General features: G+C 71.0%; 13 protein-coding genes. 5 read left to right on the forward strand and 8 right to left on the reverse strand.

Annotated elements, in window-relative coordinates; translation table 11 throughout:
- The first annotated feature begins 49 nt into the window (after positions 1-49).
- Entirely contained in the window at positions 50-844 is a 795-nt protein-coding gene (locus tag ACZ60E_RS11885; RefSeq protein ID WP_469439791.1) for a hypothetical protein, read from the forward strand.
- Between the two features lie 37 nt (positions 845-881).
- Here the strand turns inward: ACZ60E_RS11885 and ACZ60E_RS11890 are convergent, their stop codons facing one another.
- Complete coding sequence (locus ACZ60E_RS11890) at positions 882-1,079, reverse strand: hypothetical protein (RefSeq protein WP_384806603.1); 198 nt, start codon at positions 1,077-1,079, stop codon at positions 882-884.
- A gap of 508 nt (positions 1,080-1,587) precedes the next feature.
- On the opposite strand from ACZ60E_RS11890, the gene ACZ60E_RS11895 reads away from it, so the two are divergent.
- The 4 genes from ACZ60E_RS11895 to ACZ60E_RS11910 all read left to right on the forward strand — a co-directional run bounded on the left by ACZ60E_RS11895 (position 1,588) and on the right by ACZ60E_RS11910 (position 6,211).
- Complete coding sequence (locus tag ACZ60E_RS11895; protein ID WP_469439793.1) at positions 1,588-2,103, forward strand: MarR family winged helix-turn-helix transcriptional regulator; 516 nt, start codon at positions 1,588-1,590, stop codon at positions 2,101-2,103.
- 95 nt (positions 2,104-2,198) lie between these two features.
- Entirely contained in the window at positions 2,199-4,739 is a 2,541-nt protein-coding gene (locus ACZ60E_RS11900; protein ID WP_469440446.1) for an MFS transporter, read from the forward strand.
- Between the two features lie 107 nt (positions 4,740-4,846).
- The gene (locus ACZ60E_RS11905) at positions 4,847-5,671 is read left to right on the forward strand and encodes a YceI family protein (protein ID WP_469439795.1); all 825 of its coding nucleotides are present in this window, start codon (positions 4,847-4,849) and stop codon (positions 5,669-5,671) included.
- Positions 5,672-5,749: 78 nt separating this feature from the next.
- The gene (locus ACZ60E_RS11910; protein WP_469439797.1) at positions 5,750-6,211 is read left to right on the forward strand and encodes a PPOX class F420-dependent oxidoreductase; all 462 of its coding nucleotides are present in this window, start codon (positions 5,750-5,752) and stop codon (positions 6,209-6,211) included.
- A 156-nt stretch (positions 6,212-6,367) separates the two neighbouring features.
- Here ACZ60E_RS11910 and ACZ60E_RS11915 read toward each other — a convergent pair whose 3' ends face one another.
- From ACZ60E_RS11915 to ACZ60E_RS11945, 7 genes are all read right to left on the reverse strand, one after another.
- Complete coding sequence (locus tag ACZ60E_RS11915) at positions 6,368-7,147, reverse strand: TetR/AcrR family transcriptional regulator (RefSeq protein WP_469439799.1); 780 nt, start codon at positions 7,145-7,147, stop codon at positions 6,368-6,370.
- An 83-nt stretch (positions 7,148-7,230) separates the two neighbouring features.
- Complete coding sequence (locus tag ACZ60E_RS11920; RefSeq protein ID WP_469439801.1) at positions 7,231-8,724, reverse strand: MFS transporter; 1,494 nt, start codon at positions 8,722-8,724, stop codon at positions 7,231-7,233.
- A 124-nt stretch (positions 8,725-8,848) separates the two neighbouring features.
- Positions 8,849-11,080, reverse strand: coding sequence for an ArnT family glycosyltransferase (locus ACZ60E_RS11925; protein WP_469439803.1), 2,232 nt, complete (start codon positions 11,078-11,080; stop codon positions 8,849-8,851).
- Positions 11,077-12,555: a bifunctional glycosyltransferase family 2/GtrA family protein gene (locus ACZ60E_RS11930; protein ID WP_384806619.1), complete on the reverse strand. Its 1,479-nt coding sequence runs from the start codon at positions 12,553-12,555 to the stop codon at positions 11,077-11,079. Before ACZ60E_RS11930 ends, ACZ60E_RS11925 begins: the two co-directional genes overlap by 4 nt.
- A gap of 14 nt (positions 12,556-12,569) precedes the next feature.
- The gene (locus ACZ60E_RS11935) at positions 12,570-14,219 is read right to left on the reverse strand and encodes a sensor histidine kinase (RefSeq protein WP_384806621.1); all 1,650 of its coding nucleotides are present in this window, start codon (positions 14,217-14,219) and stop codon (positions 12,570-12,572) included.
- Complete coding sequence (locus ACZ60E_RS11940) at positions 14,216-14,956, reverse strand: response regulator transcription factor (protein WP_210881354.1); 741 nt, start codon at positions 14,954-14,956, stop codon at positions 14,216-14,218. The genes ACZ60E_RS11935 and ACZ60E_RS11940 overlap by 4 nt, the downstream gene beginning before the upstream one ends.
- Before the next feature lie 215 nt (positions 14,957-15,171).
- Positions 15,172-16,056 (reverse strand): amidohydrolase family protein, encoded by an 885-nt coding sequence (locus tag ACZ60E_RS11945; protein WP_469439808.1) that lies wholly within the window; start codon positions 16,054-16,056, stop codon positions 15,172-15,174.
- Positions 16,057-16,086: the final 30 nt, after the last annotated feature.

Consider the following 16,086-nt stretch of genomic DNA (forward strand, 5'->3'; position numbering starts at 1 on the left):
CCGAGGGGCCCTTGGGGGTGCCTCGGCGGCTGTTGTCTGTCTGGGAGCGGTGACGCTGGTCGCCTGCGGCAGCGGTATCGGTGGTGGCGGGGGCGACGGTGACGGGTACGTCGCCGTGCAGCGCCCCTCGTCGCCCGCGAAGGCCGTCGCGCCCACAGGAGACGTGGAGTTGGTGCCGCTGGAGGGCGGGTCCGCGGCCAAGGGGCGTGCGGGGCAACCGGGTTCGGAGTCGGACGGCGGCAGCAGCCGGTCGGGCGCGGACACGGGCTCCGGCACGGACGCGGGCACCGGCTCGGGCGGGAGCGGCGCGGGCTCGTCCTCGACCGGCACGTCCGGCTCGTCCGGCGCACACGACAGCGGTCGTACGGGCCCGGTTTCGGGCGGCGGGGACGGCTCGGGCGATACGAGTGGTACGGCCGATGCCGGTGGTACCGGTGGTACCGGTGGTACCGGTGGTACCGGTGGTACGAGCAACGCCGGGGGCGGTGACGGGAGTTCGGGGACCGGGGCCACGTCCGGTGCGGGCACGCCCGCCGGCCCCGCCGCGCTGGTCGTGGGTGAGCCCGCGCGGGAGCCCGCCGACAAGCGGTGGTGCGAGAAGGTCACCGTCGGGTTCCGCAACACCGGGGGCACCGCGGTGCGTTCGGGCACGGTGACCTTCGGGACGCACGTCATCGGCGCACTCGGGATCGACTGGGCGACCGTCGAGTCGGCCGAACGACTGCCCGTGCCGATCGCTCCGGGCAGCCGGACGGAGAAGACCTGGACGGTGTGCGTCGACGCCTGGCGCGTACCTCTCGGCATGCATGTCGAGACGCGGGACGTGTCCGTCCGGTGGGAGTAGGGCGCCCTGCGGCGCCCTCCGCCCTCTTGAAGTGCGGTTACCTGAGTGCGAGCCAGGCGACCACGGCGACGACCGCGACGGCCACGATCACACCGACGATCAGGCCGACCCGGGGACCCCGGGTGGTGGCCACCTGCTGCTGCTGGCGGCTCTGCGGGTCGTCGACGAACGCTCGGAACATCTGGGTGCTACCCGCGGGGTCGTAGTTGCCCTCGGGGCCCTGGGTGTTTGCCATGCGCGTGACCCTATCGGGTGCGTTCGGTGGCCCCAAGTTTTGGGGCCGTCTATCTGGTGCGCACCGCCCCAGGGGCTTCACCCCCGGACCCCGGATCGGCCTGGCGGCCTCGTCCTCAAACGCCGGACGGGCCGAAGAGGGCGGCCGGCCCGGCCCCGGCCACCGAGCAGCGGACCGGCCGATGGCCGCCGCCTCGGACGCCGAGCGGACCGGGCTGCGGCTGAGCGACCGACCGCCCCGGACATCGAGCCTGCCGAGTGAGGGCCGCCACCCCAGGCATCGGGCCGGCCGGGTGAGGGCCGCCACTCAGGCGTCGAGCAGGCCCACCGGCCACCGAAGGCGGCCCCGAGGCCCCGGGACCCTGGAAAACCGCCTGAACTGCGGGTTTACGTTCGCCAATACTTGCCTTTGCCAAGGTTTTAGGCCGCGGAGTCCCATTTCGTTTGCCTGCAGCAACCAACAGTATTTATGGTTGCCTGAAGCAACAAAAGAACATGAGGGAGGTGCGATGGCCGCTCGACGGCAGTACGAGGAGCTGGCCCAGCAGCTGAGCGCCATCGGTGCCGTGAAGCGGGGGCTGGGGCGGATCCTCCCGCACGAGTGCCCGGCGGGCTCCGCCGCGGTGCTCACACTGCTCGACCGGCACGGCGAGATGCGGATGAGCCGTCTCGCCGAGCTGATGGCCATCGACATGTCGGTGACCAGCCGGCATGTCGCACACGTCGCCGAGCACGGCTGGATCGACCGGTCCCCGGACCCCGCCGACAAGCGCTCCCGCATCCTGCGGCTCACCCCCGCCGGACGCGACATGCTCGCCGACCTCTCCGAGCGCTATATGAACGCGCTCGCCCACTACCTGGCGGACTGGTCCGACGACGAGGTCGACCAGCTCAACACCCTGCTCGGCCGACTGCGCGCCAGCTTCGGCGACTGCCGGGCCCTGACGTCCGTACCGGCCTCCTCGGCCGTACCGGCCGTGCCCGCCGCAGCGCCCGCCGAGCGGACCACCCGTACACCCGTATGACGCAACACAAGAAAAGGAAGCCCATGGCAACGACCACACCAGCCGGTGTGCGGGGCTCACACGCCAAGCACGGAGGCGCCCCCGACGGCGCTCCGATGACGCACCGGCAGATCATGGAAGCCCTCTCCGGGCTCCTGCTCGGCATGTTCGTCGCGATCCTGTCGTCGACGATCGTCTCCAACGCACTGCCCGAGATCATCGGTGACCTGGGCGGCGGCCAGTCCGCGTACACCTGGGTCGTCACCGCCGCCCTGCTGTCGATGACCGCGACCACGCCCCTGTGGGGCAAGCTCGCGGACCTGTACAGCAAGAAGGCGCTCGTCCAGATAGCCCTCGTCGTCTACGTCCTGGGATCGGCCGCCGCCGGCCTGTCGCAGAACGCGGGCATGCTGATCGCCTGCCGCGTGGTCCAGGGCATCGGCGTGGGCGGTCTGTCCGCCCTCGCGCAGATCGTCATGGCCGCGATGATCTCCCCGCGTGAGCGCGGCCGGTACTCCGGCTACCTCGGAGCCACGTTCGCCGTCGCGACCGTCGGCGGCCCGCTGCTCGGCGGTGTCATCACCGACACCAGCTGGCTCGGCTGGCGCTGGTGCTTCTACGTCGGTGTCCCCTTCGCGATCATCGCGCTGATCGTCCTCCAGAAGACCCTGCACCTGCCCGTCGTGAAGCGGGACGTGAAGGTCGACTGGGCCGGCGCGTTCTTCATCTCCGCCGCGGTCTCGCTGCTGCTCCTCTGGGTCACCTTCGCGGGCGACAAGTACGAGTGGGTGTCGTGGCAGACGTACGCGATGGTCGGCGGTTCGATCGCACTCGGACTGCTCTTCGTGTTCATCGAGTCGAAGGCCAAGGAACCGATCATCCCGCTGCGGCTCTTCCGCAACCGGACCATCGCGCTCTCCTCCCTCGCCTCGCTCTTCGTCGGTGTCGCGATGTTCTCCGGCACCGTGTTCTTCAGCCAGTACTTCCAGCTGGCCCGGGACGAGTCGCCCACCATGTCCGGTGTGCTGACGATCCCGATGATCGGCGGTCTGTTCGTCTCCTCCACCGTCTCCGGCCAGATCATCACCAAGACCGGCAAGTGGAAGGCGTGGCTGGTCGGCGGTGGCGTGCTCATCACGGCGGGCCTCGGTCTGCTGGGCACCATCCGCTACGACACGGACTACTGGAAGACCGCGATCTTCATGGCGCTGCTGGGTCTCGGCATCGGCATGATGATGCAGAACCTGGTGCTCTCCACGCAGAACCAGGTGGCGCCCCAGGACCTCGGCGCGGCCAGCTCCACGGTGACCTTCTTCCGTTCCCTCGGTGGCGCGATGGGCGTCTCCGCGCTCGGCGCGGTGATGGCCAACCGCATCACCGACTACGTCAAGGACGGCCTCACCGGCATCGACCCCAAGTACGCCGCCGCGGCCGGCCATTCGACCGGCAGCATCCCGGACATGGACTCGCTGCCCGCGCCGCTGCGCACGGTCATGGAGAGCGCGTACGGGCACGGCATCGCGGACGTCTTCCTGATCGCGGCCGTTCTGGCCCTGCTGGCCTTCCTCGTCACGCTGTTCATCAAGGAGGTCCCGCTGCGCACCTCGGGCGGGCTGGCGCAGGCCGCCGAGGCCGCCCAGGCGGACGGTACCGCCGCTGTCGCCGAGACCGCCCCGGCGGCGGACTCCCCCGCGGGGATCTCCCCCGCGTCGGCCGACTCGGCCGACGTCTTCCCGAACGGGACCGACGAACGCGTACCGAGCTGGGCCGTCGCCGACACCGGCAACGGTGCGGGCCCTGAGCAGGGGCCCGCGGGCACCCAGCGGCTCTCGGCCGTCGCCACTCTGGCGGCCGGTACCGACTCCGCCGCGAGTGCCGGTTCCGGCTCCGGTTCCGGCGGGGTGCCGGTCCACGGGTTCGTACGCGGCGCCGAGAGCGCGCCCGTGCCCCGGGCCGCCGTCACGCTGATCTCCCTCGCGGGCCGTCAGCTGGGCCGCTCGGTCGCCCAGGCCGACGGCGGATACGCCGTGGACGCGCCCGGCACGGGTTCGTACGTGCTGATCGCCTCCGCGGACGGGTTCCAGCCGCAGGCCTCGACGGTCGTCGTGAACGGTGAGCCGCTCGCGTACGACATCCTGCTGAGCGGCACGAGCGGGCTCGCCGGTGCGGTGAAGGCCGCCGGGACCGGTCAGCCGGTCGTGGGCGCGATGGTCATCGTGACCGATGTGCGCGGTGACGTGCTGGCCACCGGGACCACCGGTGAGCAGGGCGAGTTCACCTTCGCCGAGCTGGTGCCCGGTGCCGTGACCGTCGCGGTGAACGCCGCCGGACACCGCCCCCGTGCCCTGCCCGTCGAGGTCGGCGGCACCGGGGTCACCCGGGTCGAGGTCGAGCTGACCGCCGGAGCGCAGCTCCAGGGCGTGGTGCACGCACCCGCCGGTCCGCTGGGCGACGCGCGGGTCACGCTCGTCGACGCGGCGGGCAACGTGGTCGGCACCGCCACCACCGGGGTGGACGGGGCGTACGCCTTCGCCGACCTGGACGGCGGCGAGTACACCGTCATCGCGACCGGCTACCCGCCGGTGGCCACGGCCCTGACCGTGAGCGGCGGCGGCGTGGACGGCCACGACATCAAGCTCGCCCACCCCGGCGAGTAGTCACAGGACCACCTGAAGAAGCAGTGGTTGAAGACCCCGGCCCGTGGGGCGCGTCCCGAGCGGAGGCGCGCCCCGCGGGCCGGATCCACGAGATGAGGTTGTGAGCAATGGGACTGACCGCGCGGATCCGTACGCGGGACGGCTGGGCCGTGTCGCACGCGGTCGTCACCGTGACCGACATGACGGGCGCCCAGGTGGTGCGTGCCGAGGCCGACGAGGAGGGCGCCGTGCGGGACGCGGTCGTGCTCGTGCCCGGCGCGTACACGGTGATCGTCACGGCCGTCGGGTACGCGCCCGTCGCGTCGAGCGCCATCGTCACGGCGAGCGGCCGGGCCGAGATCGGCACCGTGACCCTCGCCCGCCAGGGCGGCACCGAGCTGCCGCCGCCCGGCCCGTGGACGGTGGACCCGGCCCACTCCTCCGTGGGCGCCGTCGCCCAGCACCTGGGGATCTCCAGCGTGCACGGCCGGTTCACGCAGTTCGCCGGGTCGATCGAGATCGCCCCGGACGAGGTCGCCAAGTCCCGGGTGGAGGCGGTGATCCGGGCCGACTCGATCGACACGGGCAACGCCATGCGCGACGGGCATCTGAAGTCGCCCGACTTCCTGGACGTGGAGCGCCACCCGGAGATCAGGTTCGTCTCGACGGGTCTGACCCCGGCCACCGGCAGCGACCGCTGGACGGTCCACGGCGACCTGACCCTGCACGGGGTCGTACGCCCGGTCGACCTCGACCTCGCCTACCTCGGCACCGGCGCCGACCCCTGGGGCGGCACCCGTGCGGCCTTCCGCGCCACCACGGACCTGCGCCGCGAGGACTTCGCGATGAACTACAACCAGGTCGTCCAGGCGGGCATCGCGGCGATCGGCACGACGCTGAAGGTGGAACTGGACATCCAGGCCGTACAGGGCGAGACGCTCCCGCAGGTATAGCCCGCAGACAGCCAGAGACCTGGACGTAGGCACGGCAGGGTCAGCCTGGGCGGGCGGTTGTACGCCTAGGCTGCCCCCATGGCACCGAACATCGCTACGAACACGTCCGTATCGTCGGCCGAGCTGCTCGACTTCGTACGTCCCCGTCATCGCGCCATCCTGCTGACCCGCAGGGCCGACGGAAGCCCGCAGGGGTCGCCCCTGACCTGCGGAGTCGACGACTCGGGCCGCATCGTCGTCTCCACCTACCCGGAGCGCGCCAAGACCCGCAACGCCAAGCGCGACGAGCGGGTCAGCCTGATCGTCCTGAGCGACGAGTGGAACGGCCCCTGGGTCCAGATCGACGGCACGGCCGAGGTGATCGACTCCCCCGACTCGGTGGAACCCCTGGTCGAGTACTTCCGCAACATCTCGGGCGAACACCCGGACTGGGCGGAATACCGGGAGGCCATGCTCAAGCAGGGCAAGTCGATCATCCGCATCACTCCGGAAAAATGGGGCCCGGTAGCAACAGGCGGCTTCCCCGCCCACCTGGCATAGCCCCAGCCCAGCCAACCCAGGGGCGCGGGGAACGGCGCAATCTTTGACCTTCACCCCCCAGGGCCGCGGGGAACGGCGCAGCCCTTTGACTTTAGGGGCGCGGGGAACGGCGCAATCTTTTCGTCTTGAGGGGTCGCGGGCATCAAACCCGCACCCCTACCCCTCACCCCCGCGGAGCACCACCGTCTCGATCCCCGCGATCACCAGATCCAACGCGAACCCGAAGTCCCGCTCATACATCTCCTCCACCGTGCTCCCCCCACGCGCCCGCATGATCTCCGTGCTCTCCTCCAGCACGTCATCGAGCTCGGGCGCCCCCCGCAACGTACTCAGCGCCTGCTGGAAGTACGCGTCGGGACTCATCCCCGCCTCCGCGGACCGCGCGGTGAAGTGCCCCTCGATCGTGCCGAACCCGTACACGAACTGGAAGACGGCCGAGATGGCCCCGGCCAGCCGGTGCGTGGGCAGCCCGGTCCTGCGGATCACCCGCTGCACGGTCCGCGAGAAGGCGACCGACCTGGGCCCGATGTTGAGGAACGTCCCGGCGAGCGGCGAGGCCCAGGGATGCCGCACGAGCAGCGCCCGGTAGCCGGAGGCGATCGCGCGAAGCTGGTCCCGCCAGTCCTCGTCCGCCTCGGGATCGGGCAGTTCCAGTTCCCCGTAGATCGCGTCGAGCGCGAGCTCAAGAAGGTCGTCCTTCGTGTCCACGTACCAGTAGACGGACATCGCGGTCACGTTCAGCTCGGCGGCCAGCCGTCGCATGGAGAACTTGGCCAGCCCGTCCGCGTCGAGCAGCCGTACCGTCGCCCCGGTGATCCGGTCCCGGTCGAGCGACGCCGGCTGGCCGCCCCGGGCGCCACCGCCTCGCGGGGCCTTGCCCTCCAACCACACGCTGGTCCGTGCCGGGCGCCCGGCCCGGTCGACTGCCCTCACCATGGCGCACCTTCCTCGACACTTCCGCACCGGGACGCCTCGGACCGTCGAGGTCCGCCCCAGTCCTGATTTCCACCGGGCGGCCCTCACATCGGTACCGCCGCCACCGCGGAGTCTGCCCTCTCGGCCCGCCGAAGCAACGCGGCGGCCAGCAGTCCGCCGAGGAGTACGGCCACCGCGCCCACCAGCTGGCTGGTCTCCAGGCCCGACGCGAACCCGTCCGTGATCCGCGCGCGCTCGTCCGCCGAGTCCGCGGCGGCGAGTGTCGCCGGGAGGGAGGCCGCGGCGAACGGAATCAGCGCGGCGAAGCGGGCGTTGAGGACCGCGCCGAGGACGGCGACGCCGAGGCCGTTGCCGAACTCGGCCAGCGTGCCGTTGATCCCCGCGCCCACGCCCGCCTTCTCCGGCGGGATCGCGCTCATGATGGCGTGTGCCATGGCGGGGTTGGCGACCGCGCAGCCCGCGCCGATGAGCAGCAGGCCGAGCAGGGTGCCGGCGTACCCGCTCGACGCGAGGGTCGCGATCGACACCAGGCCACCGGACATCAGCACCATGCCGAGGGCGATGGAGACGGGTGTGCCGAGTGTCGCGGTGAACTTCGCCGACAGGCCGGTGAAGTTGAGGGCCACCACGGTCAGGGCGAGCGGCGCCGTCCGCAGACCGGCTTCCAGGGGCCCGTATCCGAGGACGAACTGGAGGTGCTGGGTCAGCAGGAAGAGCGCTCCGCCCATGCCGAAGGTGATCAGTACGGCACCGGCGACGGCCCCCGTGAAGCGCCGGTTCCGGAAGAAGTGCAGGTCCAGCATGGGGTACGGGATGCGGCTCTCCCAGTAGGCGAAGAGGGCCAGTACGAGGAGCGCCAGGGCGGCCGTGGTGAGGACGCGGGCGGAGGTCCAGCCGTGTTCCGGGCCGGAGATGATCGCGTACACGAGGGCGGTCATGCCGATCGTGGAGAGCAGGGCGCCGAGGAGGTCGGGGCGGTCGCCGCGCGGGTTCTTCGACTCCGGTACGAGGCTGATCACGGCGGCGAGTGCCAGGGCCACCACCGGCAGGTTGATCAGGAAGATCGCGCCCCACCAGTAGTGGTCGAGCATGAACCCGCCGAGCAGGGGCCCGGTCGCGAAGCCGAGGGCGTTGACGGCGCTCCAGATGCCGATGGCCTTCGGCTGCTCGTCGGGCGCGAAGATCTGCATCGCGACGGCGAGCGTGGTGGTGAGCAGGAGCGCGCCGCCGACGCCCATGCCCGCGCGGGCGGCGATCAACTGCCCGGTGGTGTCGGCGAGTCCGGCGACGAGGGAGCCCATGCCGAACAGGACGAGGCCCGCGACCAGCATCTTCTTGCGGCCGTAGCGGTCGGCCGCGCTGCCCGCGCTGAGCAGCAGCCCCGACTGCACCAGCGAGTACGCGTTGATCATCCACTGGATGTCGGAGGTGCCGGCGCCCAGTTCCTCGGTGAGGGTGGGGATCGCGACGTTCAGCACGGTGTTGTCGAGCAGCACGGTGAGCTGGGCGAGGCAGATCACCCCGAGGATCAGCCACCGCTGGGGGTGGCCCGGCGGATGGCCTGGGGAAGTTGACATGCCATACACCGTAGAACACGCCTTATACGGCGTACAACGCAGTTACGGGTCGCCCGGCACGCACGCAGAAGGGGCGGTGACCGGGGCACTTCCGCCCCGGCCACCGCCCCTCAAGGGCGAACCGTCAGCTGCTCGTGGCCTGCGTCAGGTCGTAGAAGGTGGACGACCCCACCGTCACCTCCTTGAAGTTCTTCTGCACCCACTCGCTGATCTGGGTCCCGGTGCCGGAGCTGTCGCTGCCGCCACCGCCGCCCATGGAGCCGGACGAGATGAAGTAGTGGATCTTCCCGTCCGCCACGTACTTCTTGAACTGGGCCAGCGTCGGCGAGGGGTCGCTGCCGTTGAAGCCGCCGATCGCCATCACCGGGTCGCCGGTGGAGAGCTGGTAGCTCGCCGCGTTCTGCGAGCCGATGGCCGCCGCCGCCCAGGTGTAGTCACCGGAATTCTTCTCCAGGAGCGCCTTGGCCTCGGAGCTGACGGTCGCGCCGTTGAGCAGACCGCCCATGCCGCCACCGCCTCCGCCGCCCATCCCGCCACCGTCACCGGTGCCGCCGGCGGTACCGCCACCCGGCTGGGTCTGGCCGTTCTGGCCCGTCTGACCATTGCCGTTCTGCTGACCCTGCTGGCCGTTGCCGCCCGGCATGCCGCCGGTCGGGGGCTGGCCCATGCCGCCGCCCTGCTGGTTCTGGCCGGTGCCGCCCTGCCGGTTGCCGCCCGGCATCCCGCCACCGCCGCCACCGGGACCGCCGCCCATGCCACCGCCGGGGCCGCCGCGACCGCCCGAGACCGAGGGCCCCGCCGTGACGATCGAACCGCTGTGCCCCTCGTTCAGCGTGGTCAGCGTGTACGCCGTCGGGCCCGCGAGAGCCGCGACGAAGCTGAGCCCGACCACCGCGAGGGACAGCCTGCGCCCCAGCCGCGCGATGAAGATCAGGCCGAGTGCCGCGACCAGTCCGCCGACCAGGACCAGCCACTTGAGCCAGGGCAGGTAGTCGGAGGAACGGTTCAGGAGGACGTAACCCCAGACCGCGGTGGCCGTGGCTCCGGCCGCCATGGTGAGCGAGATCCACATCCGGCCGCGCTCTTCCCACAGGACGCTCGCGCCCATACCGACCACGGCGGCGACGTACGGGGCGAGGGCCACGGTGTAGTACTCGTGGAAGATGCCCTGCATGAAGCTGAAGACCACCATGGTGATCAGCAGCGAGCCGCCCCAGGCGAGGAACGCGGCACGGGCCGTGTCGGTCCGCCGCGCCTTCCAGGTCAGGGCGATGCCCGCGGCGAGCACGATCAGCGCGGCCGGGATCAGCCAGGAGATCTGACCGCCGATGGACGAGCTGAACATCCGGTCCCAGCCGGTCTCGCCCCAGCCGCCGCCTCCGCCGCCGCCCCCGACACTGCCGGTCTCCTCGCCGTTGATGCGGCCGAGTCCGTTGTAGCCGAAGGTGAGTTCGAGGAAGGAGTTGTTCTGCGAGCCGCCGATGTACGGGCGGGAGGACGCCGGCCACAGCTCGACCAGGGCCACCCACCAGCCGCCCGCGACGATCATCGCCAGGCCGGAGAGCAGCACCTGACCGAGGCGCCTGCGCACGGTCGTGGGCGCGAAGACCGCGTAGATGACCGCGAGGGGCGGCAGGATCAGGAAGGCCTGGAGGGTCTTCACCAGGAAGGCGAGCCCGACGGCGGCGCCTGCCCACAGCAGCCACTTCGTCTCGGCCTTCTCCATGGCGCGCAGGACGCAGTAGACCGTGACGGCCATCAGGAGGGCGAGGGCCGCGTCCGGATTGTTGAAGCGGAACATCAGCGCGGCGACGGGCGTGAGCGCGAACACCGCCATGGTGAGGAAACCGGCCGCGGGGGTGAACCGGCGGCGTACGGCCCCGTACAGCACTCCGGCCGTGGCGACGGCCATGAGGACCTGCGGGAACAGGATCGCGAAGGAGTTCAGGCCGAACAGCCGTACCGACAGGGCCATCGGCCACAGGGAGGCCGGGGGCTTGTCGACGGTGATGGCGTTGGCCGAGTCGAGCGAGCCGAAGAAGAAGGCCTTCCAGGACTGACTGCCGGCCTGGGCCGCCGCCGAGTAGAAGGAGTTGGCGTACCCGGAGGCCGTGAGGTTCCAGGTGTAGAGCGCGCCGATCAGCAGCAGCGCGCCGAGGAACGCGGGGCGCACCCAGCGGTTGTCCTCGGGCCGCCCGCGCCACAGACGGCGTACGAAGGGCTGCTTGGGGCTGCCGTCCTCGGGGGCGGCCGGCTCCGCCGGAGTGAACGGTTCCTGTACCGCCGTCGACGTGGGTGGCCTCCGAACGGGGTCGGCGGCCCCCGTATCCGGCTGCTCGTGCTGAGTCGTCGTCATCGCGGGTCCCTCGGATCGTGGTCGTTCGGGCGCACCGGCTGCAGCTGCATCGTCGGGTCCCCCCAGGTCTGGTGGTCGTACGAGGAGTCGGTCGTGCCGTACGAGGAGTTGTTCGTGCCGTACGGGGACCGCGGCGCCGTCGCGTAGACGGGCGAGGTGGGTCCGGCCGGTACGGTCGGCGGCACGTTCGGCATGGCGGGTGTGTGGGAGGCGACGACGGTCGACGGTGACTCGTCGTGCCGGTCCGGGAACACCCAGGCCCGGAAGAGCAGGAAGCGCAGCACGGTCGCCGCGAGGTTGGCGACGATCAGCACCGCGAGTTCGGTGGCGTGCGCCGGTTCGTCCGTCGCCGCGTTCAGGGCGGCGAGCGAGCCGCTGGTGAGGGCGAGTCCGATACCGAAGACGACCAGGCCCTGCGCCTGGTGGCGTACCGCGCCGCCCTTGCCGCGTACGCCGAAGGTCAGGCGCCGGTTGGCGGCGGTGTTGGCGACCGCCGAGACGAGCAGGGCGAGCGCGTTGGCTATCTGCGAACCCGAGAACGTACGGAAGCCGCTGTAGAGCACCAGGTAGAACAGCGTGGACAGGGCGCCCACGACACAGAACCCGACGAGCTGGCGGGCCAGGCCCTTCGGTACACCGCTGATCTCACGGTCGCGCGGGTCGTCCCCGAACGGCCGGGCGAGCCGGTCCAGCGCCAGTGAGCCGGTGGCGAGGGCGCGTCCTACGCGCCACACGCCCTTGAGGTCGTCGGTCGCGGTCTTCACGATGTGCACGGTCGAGTCCGGGTCGTCGACCCAGTCGACCGGCACCTCGTGGATGCGCAGCCCGGCCCGTTCGGCGAGGACCAGCATCTCGGTGTCGAAGAACCATCCGGTGTCCTCGACGAGCGGCAGCAGCACCTGCGCGACATCGCGCCGGATCGCCTTGAAGCCGCACTGCGCGTCGGAGAACCGGGCCTGCAGCGAGCCCCGCAGGATCAGGTTGTACGTACGGGAGATGAACTCCCGCTTGGCCCCCCGCACCACCCGCGAGCTACGGGCGAGCCGCGAGCCGATCGCGAGGTCCGAGTGACCGGAGATCAGCGGGGCGACCAGTGGGAGCAGCGCGTTCAGGTCGGTGGAGAGGTCGACGTCCATGTAGGCGAGGACCGGGGCGTCCGAGGCGGACCAGACGGTCCGCAGCGCCCGGCCGCGGCCCTTCTGCTCCAGCCGGAACGATCTGACCTCGGGGAGGTCCGCCGCCAGCCGCGCCGCCACCAGGGGAGTGGTGTCCGTGGACGCGTTGTCCGCGACGGTGATGCGGAACGCGTACGGGAAGGTGCGGGAGAGGTGCTCGTGGAGTCTGAGCACACACGGCTGGAGGTCCTTCTCCTCGTTGTAGACGGGGATCACTACGTCCAGGACAGGCGTACCGGCATTTCCGGCCGGGAGGTGCTCCCGCGCCGGCAGGTTGCCGGGAGAAGGTTCGGTTCGCATGACAACGACTGTCGTCAAGCGCCCTGTTGCACCCATGTGGTCGCGCTGTGGTGTGCCTGTGAGTACGGTTGTGAATTTGTTTGAGAAATGAACGCCTCATGAGAATGCGGCGCTTGGGGGGCCAGCGCGGGCAGGTGCACCGTGAAGACGGTGTGTCCGGGGACGCTGTCGACGGTCACCGCACCGCCGTGCGCGGCCGCGACGGCCTGCACGATGGCGAGCCCGAGCCCGGTCGACCCGGAGGCGCGTGAACGCGACGAGTCGCCCCGCGCGAACCGTTCGAAGACGTGCGGCAGGAGGTCCGGCGGGATGCCCTGTCCGTCGTCCTGGACGTCCACGCAGACCCAGGCCCCCTGGCGGCGCACGCGTGCGGTCACGGTCGTGCCCGGTGGTGTGTGGGTACGCGCGTTCGCGAACAGGTTCACCATGACCTGCTGGACGCGGGCCGCGTCGGCCAGCACCAGCGCGGGTTCGTCGGGCAGCTCAAGGCGCCAGTTGTGCTCGCGTCCGGCCGCGCGGGCGTCGCTCACGGCGTCCACGACCAGCGGGGAGAGGTCGGTGTGCTCGTAACTGAGCGGCCGTCCGGCGTCCAGGCGCGCGAGCAGCAGCAGGTCCTCGACGAGGCCCGTCATCCGCCCGGCCTCGGACTCGATCCGGCCCAGCGCGTGCCGGGTGTCGGGCCCGGTCTCCTCGCGTCCACGTCTGGTCAGTTCGGCGTATCCGCGGATGGACGCGAGGGGTGTACGCAGCTCATGGCTGGCGTCCGCCACGAACTGCCGTACGCGGGTCTCGCTCTCCTGGCGCGCGTGCAGGGCGCCCTGGACGTGGTCGAGCATGCGGTTGAGCGCGGCCCCGACCTGTCCGACCTCGGTGTGCGGATCGGTCTCGGACTCGGCGACACGCTCGTTGAGGGTCACCTCGCCGGTGTGCAGCGGCAGTTCGGAGACCCGGGTGGCGGTGGAGGCGACCTTGCGGAGGGGGCGGAGGGCTACGGTGACGATGGTGGCGCCGGCGAAGGAAGCGGCGATCAGGCCGGCGACCGTGACGCTGACCTCGACGAGGATGAGGGTGTTGAGCGTGTTGGTGACGTCCTCGGTGGGCACGCCGACGTAGAACGAGCCGTTGTCACCGGTCTGGAACTGGACGTGGTACTCGCCGAGGCCGGGCAGGGTGATCGTGTGCGGGCTGCCGTCCTGCGGCACGCTCGCGAGGGCCGCGGTCTGCGCCGCGGTGAGCGACTCGGCGTTGAGGTCCGGTACGCCGTCGTCGCTCTTGGTCTTCTTGCCGACCTTGGCCTCGGTAATGCTGCCGCCGGTGACCTCCGCGGCAACCGTGCCGCTGGGCTGCGGGCCCTGCTGGACGAACTCCGACAGCGACTTCTGCTGTTTGCCGTTACCGCCGGGATCGGGCTGGAAGCCACCGGGCTTCAGAGGGCCGGCCGCCCTCATGGTCGCGTCCTTGAGCGTGTCGTCGAGCTGCTCGTACAGGTGGGAGCGGAGCGCGATCGTCGTGACCGTGCCGATCACCGCGCAGACCACCGCGATCAGCGCGACCGCCGAGACGACGAGCCGCGTCCGCAGCGTCCGGGGCTGCCGGCGCCGCGGCGCGCGCGGGGCCCCGGACTGCCGGCGCCGCTGCGTACGCGGCCGTCGTCGCCCGCTCACGACGTCGCGGGCTTGATCAGGTAACCGGCGCCGCGCCGGGTGTGGATCATCGGCTCACGGCCGGCGTCTATCTTGCGGCGCAGATACGAGATGTAGAGCTCGACGACGTTGGCCTGCCCGCCGAAGTCGTACGACCACACGCGGTCGAGTATCTGCGCCTTGCTGAGCACCCGGCGCGGATTGCGCATCAGGAACCGCAGCAGCTCGAACTCGGTCGCGGTGAGGTGGATGCCGTCACCGGCGCGCGACACCTCGTGGCTGTCCTCGTCCAGGGTGAGGTCACCGACGACGAGCACCGAGTCGGAGCGGCGGTCGGCGGCACCGGAACGGCGGATGAGACCGCGCAGCCGCGCCACGACCTCCTCCAGGCTGAAGGGCTTGGTGACGTAGTCGTCGCCGCCGGCCGTCAGCCCCGCGATCCGGTCCTCGACCGCGTCCTTCGCGGTCAGGAAGAGAACGGGCACGTCGGGCAGCTCACGGCGCAGCCGGCCGAGGACGGCGAGCCCGTCCATGTCGGGCAGCATCATGTCGAGAACGACGGCGTCGGGCCGGAACTCACGGGCGGTCTGCACCGCACCGGTCCCGTCCGCCGCGCTGCGGATCTGCCACCCTTCGTAGCGAAGGGCCATGGACAGCAGCTCGGTGATCGACAGCTCGTCGTCCACGACAAGCACGCGGACGGGGCTCCCGTCCGGCCTCAGCAGTTCGGTGCGCCCCTGGGGCGAGGTCGTGGTCATAGCCAACACATTGGTGGGCCGCCCTGAGAGCACCCTTTCGGGAACCTGTGAATACCCTGAGAAACACACAGCCGCCTCTCAGGGAACACGGGGAACCTCTCGGACCCGGTACGAGACGAGCGGGTCCGGCGCTCGTACGGGCGGGTCTGACCCTCTTACGGGCGGGTCCGGCCTCGTACGGGCAGGTCTGACCCTCTTACGGGCGGATCCGGCGCTCACAGTCCGAACAGCCGCGCCCCGTTGTCATGACAGACCGCGCGCAGCCAGTCCTCCCCGAGCTCGAGCCGCTCCAGCGCCCGCAGCTGATGCTCGTACGGGTAGGGGAGGTTGGGAAAGTCGGTCCCGAGCAGAATCCGGTCACCGAGACCGGCGAGGCGGGGGAGTGCACGCCGGGGGAACGGTGCGAACTCCTCGCTGAAGTCCGTGAACGCCATCGTCGTGTCCAGCCGCACCTCCCCGAACCGCTCGGCGAGGTCGAGGAAGTCCTCGTACTCCGTCATCCCCATGTGCGCGATCACCAGCCGCAGCCGCGGATGCCGCGCGAGCACCCGTCCGACCGGCTCGGGCCCGGTGTGCTTGCCGGGCGAGGGCCCGGAACCGCAGTGGATCACGACAGGGGTCCCCGCCTCGGCGAGCACCCCCCAGGCCGGATCGAGAAGCGCGTCGGCGGGGTCGTACGCCCCCACCTGGACGTGCGCCTTGAAGACCCGCGCTCCGTCGTCGAGCGCCTTGCGCACGTACTCCGCCACGCCCGGCTCCGGGAACAGCGTCGCCGTATGGAGGCAGTCGGGCGTCCGGCGGGCGAAGTCGACCGCCCACTGGTTCAGCCACTCGGCCATGCCCGGCTTGTGCGGGTAGAGCATGGCGGTGAACGCACGCACGCCGAACTCCCGCAGCATCCCAAGCCGTTCGTCCTCCTCGGCCCGGTAGGTGATGGGCCACTCGACACCGCCGGTGAGCGGCCCGAGCCCGTCGAAGTACGCCCAGACCTTCTTCAGCACGGACTCGGGCATGAAGTGGGTGTGGACGTCGACGAGCCCGGGAAGCCCGAGGCCTTCCCAGAACCGCCGTACGCCGACGACCTCCCCCGCTGCGTCCATCCTCACGCCCACCCTCGCTTCCGCCCTCTC

It is taken from the genome of Streptomyces sp. NPDC102514 (assembly GCF_055584525.1).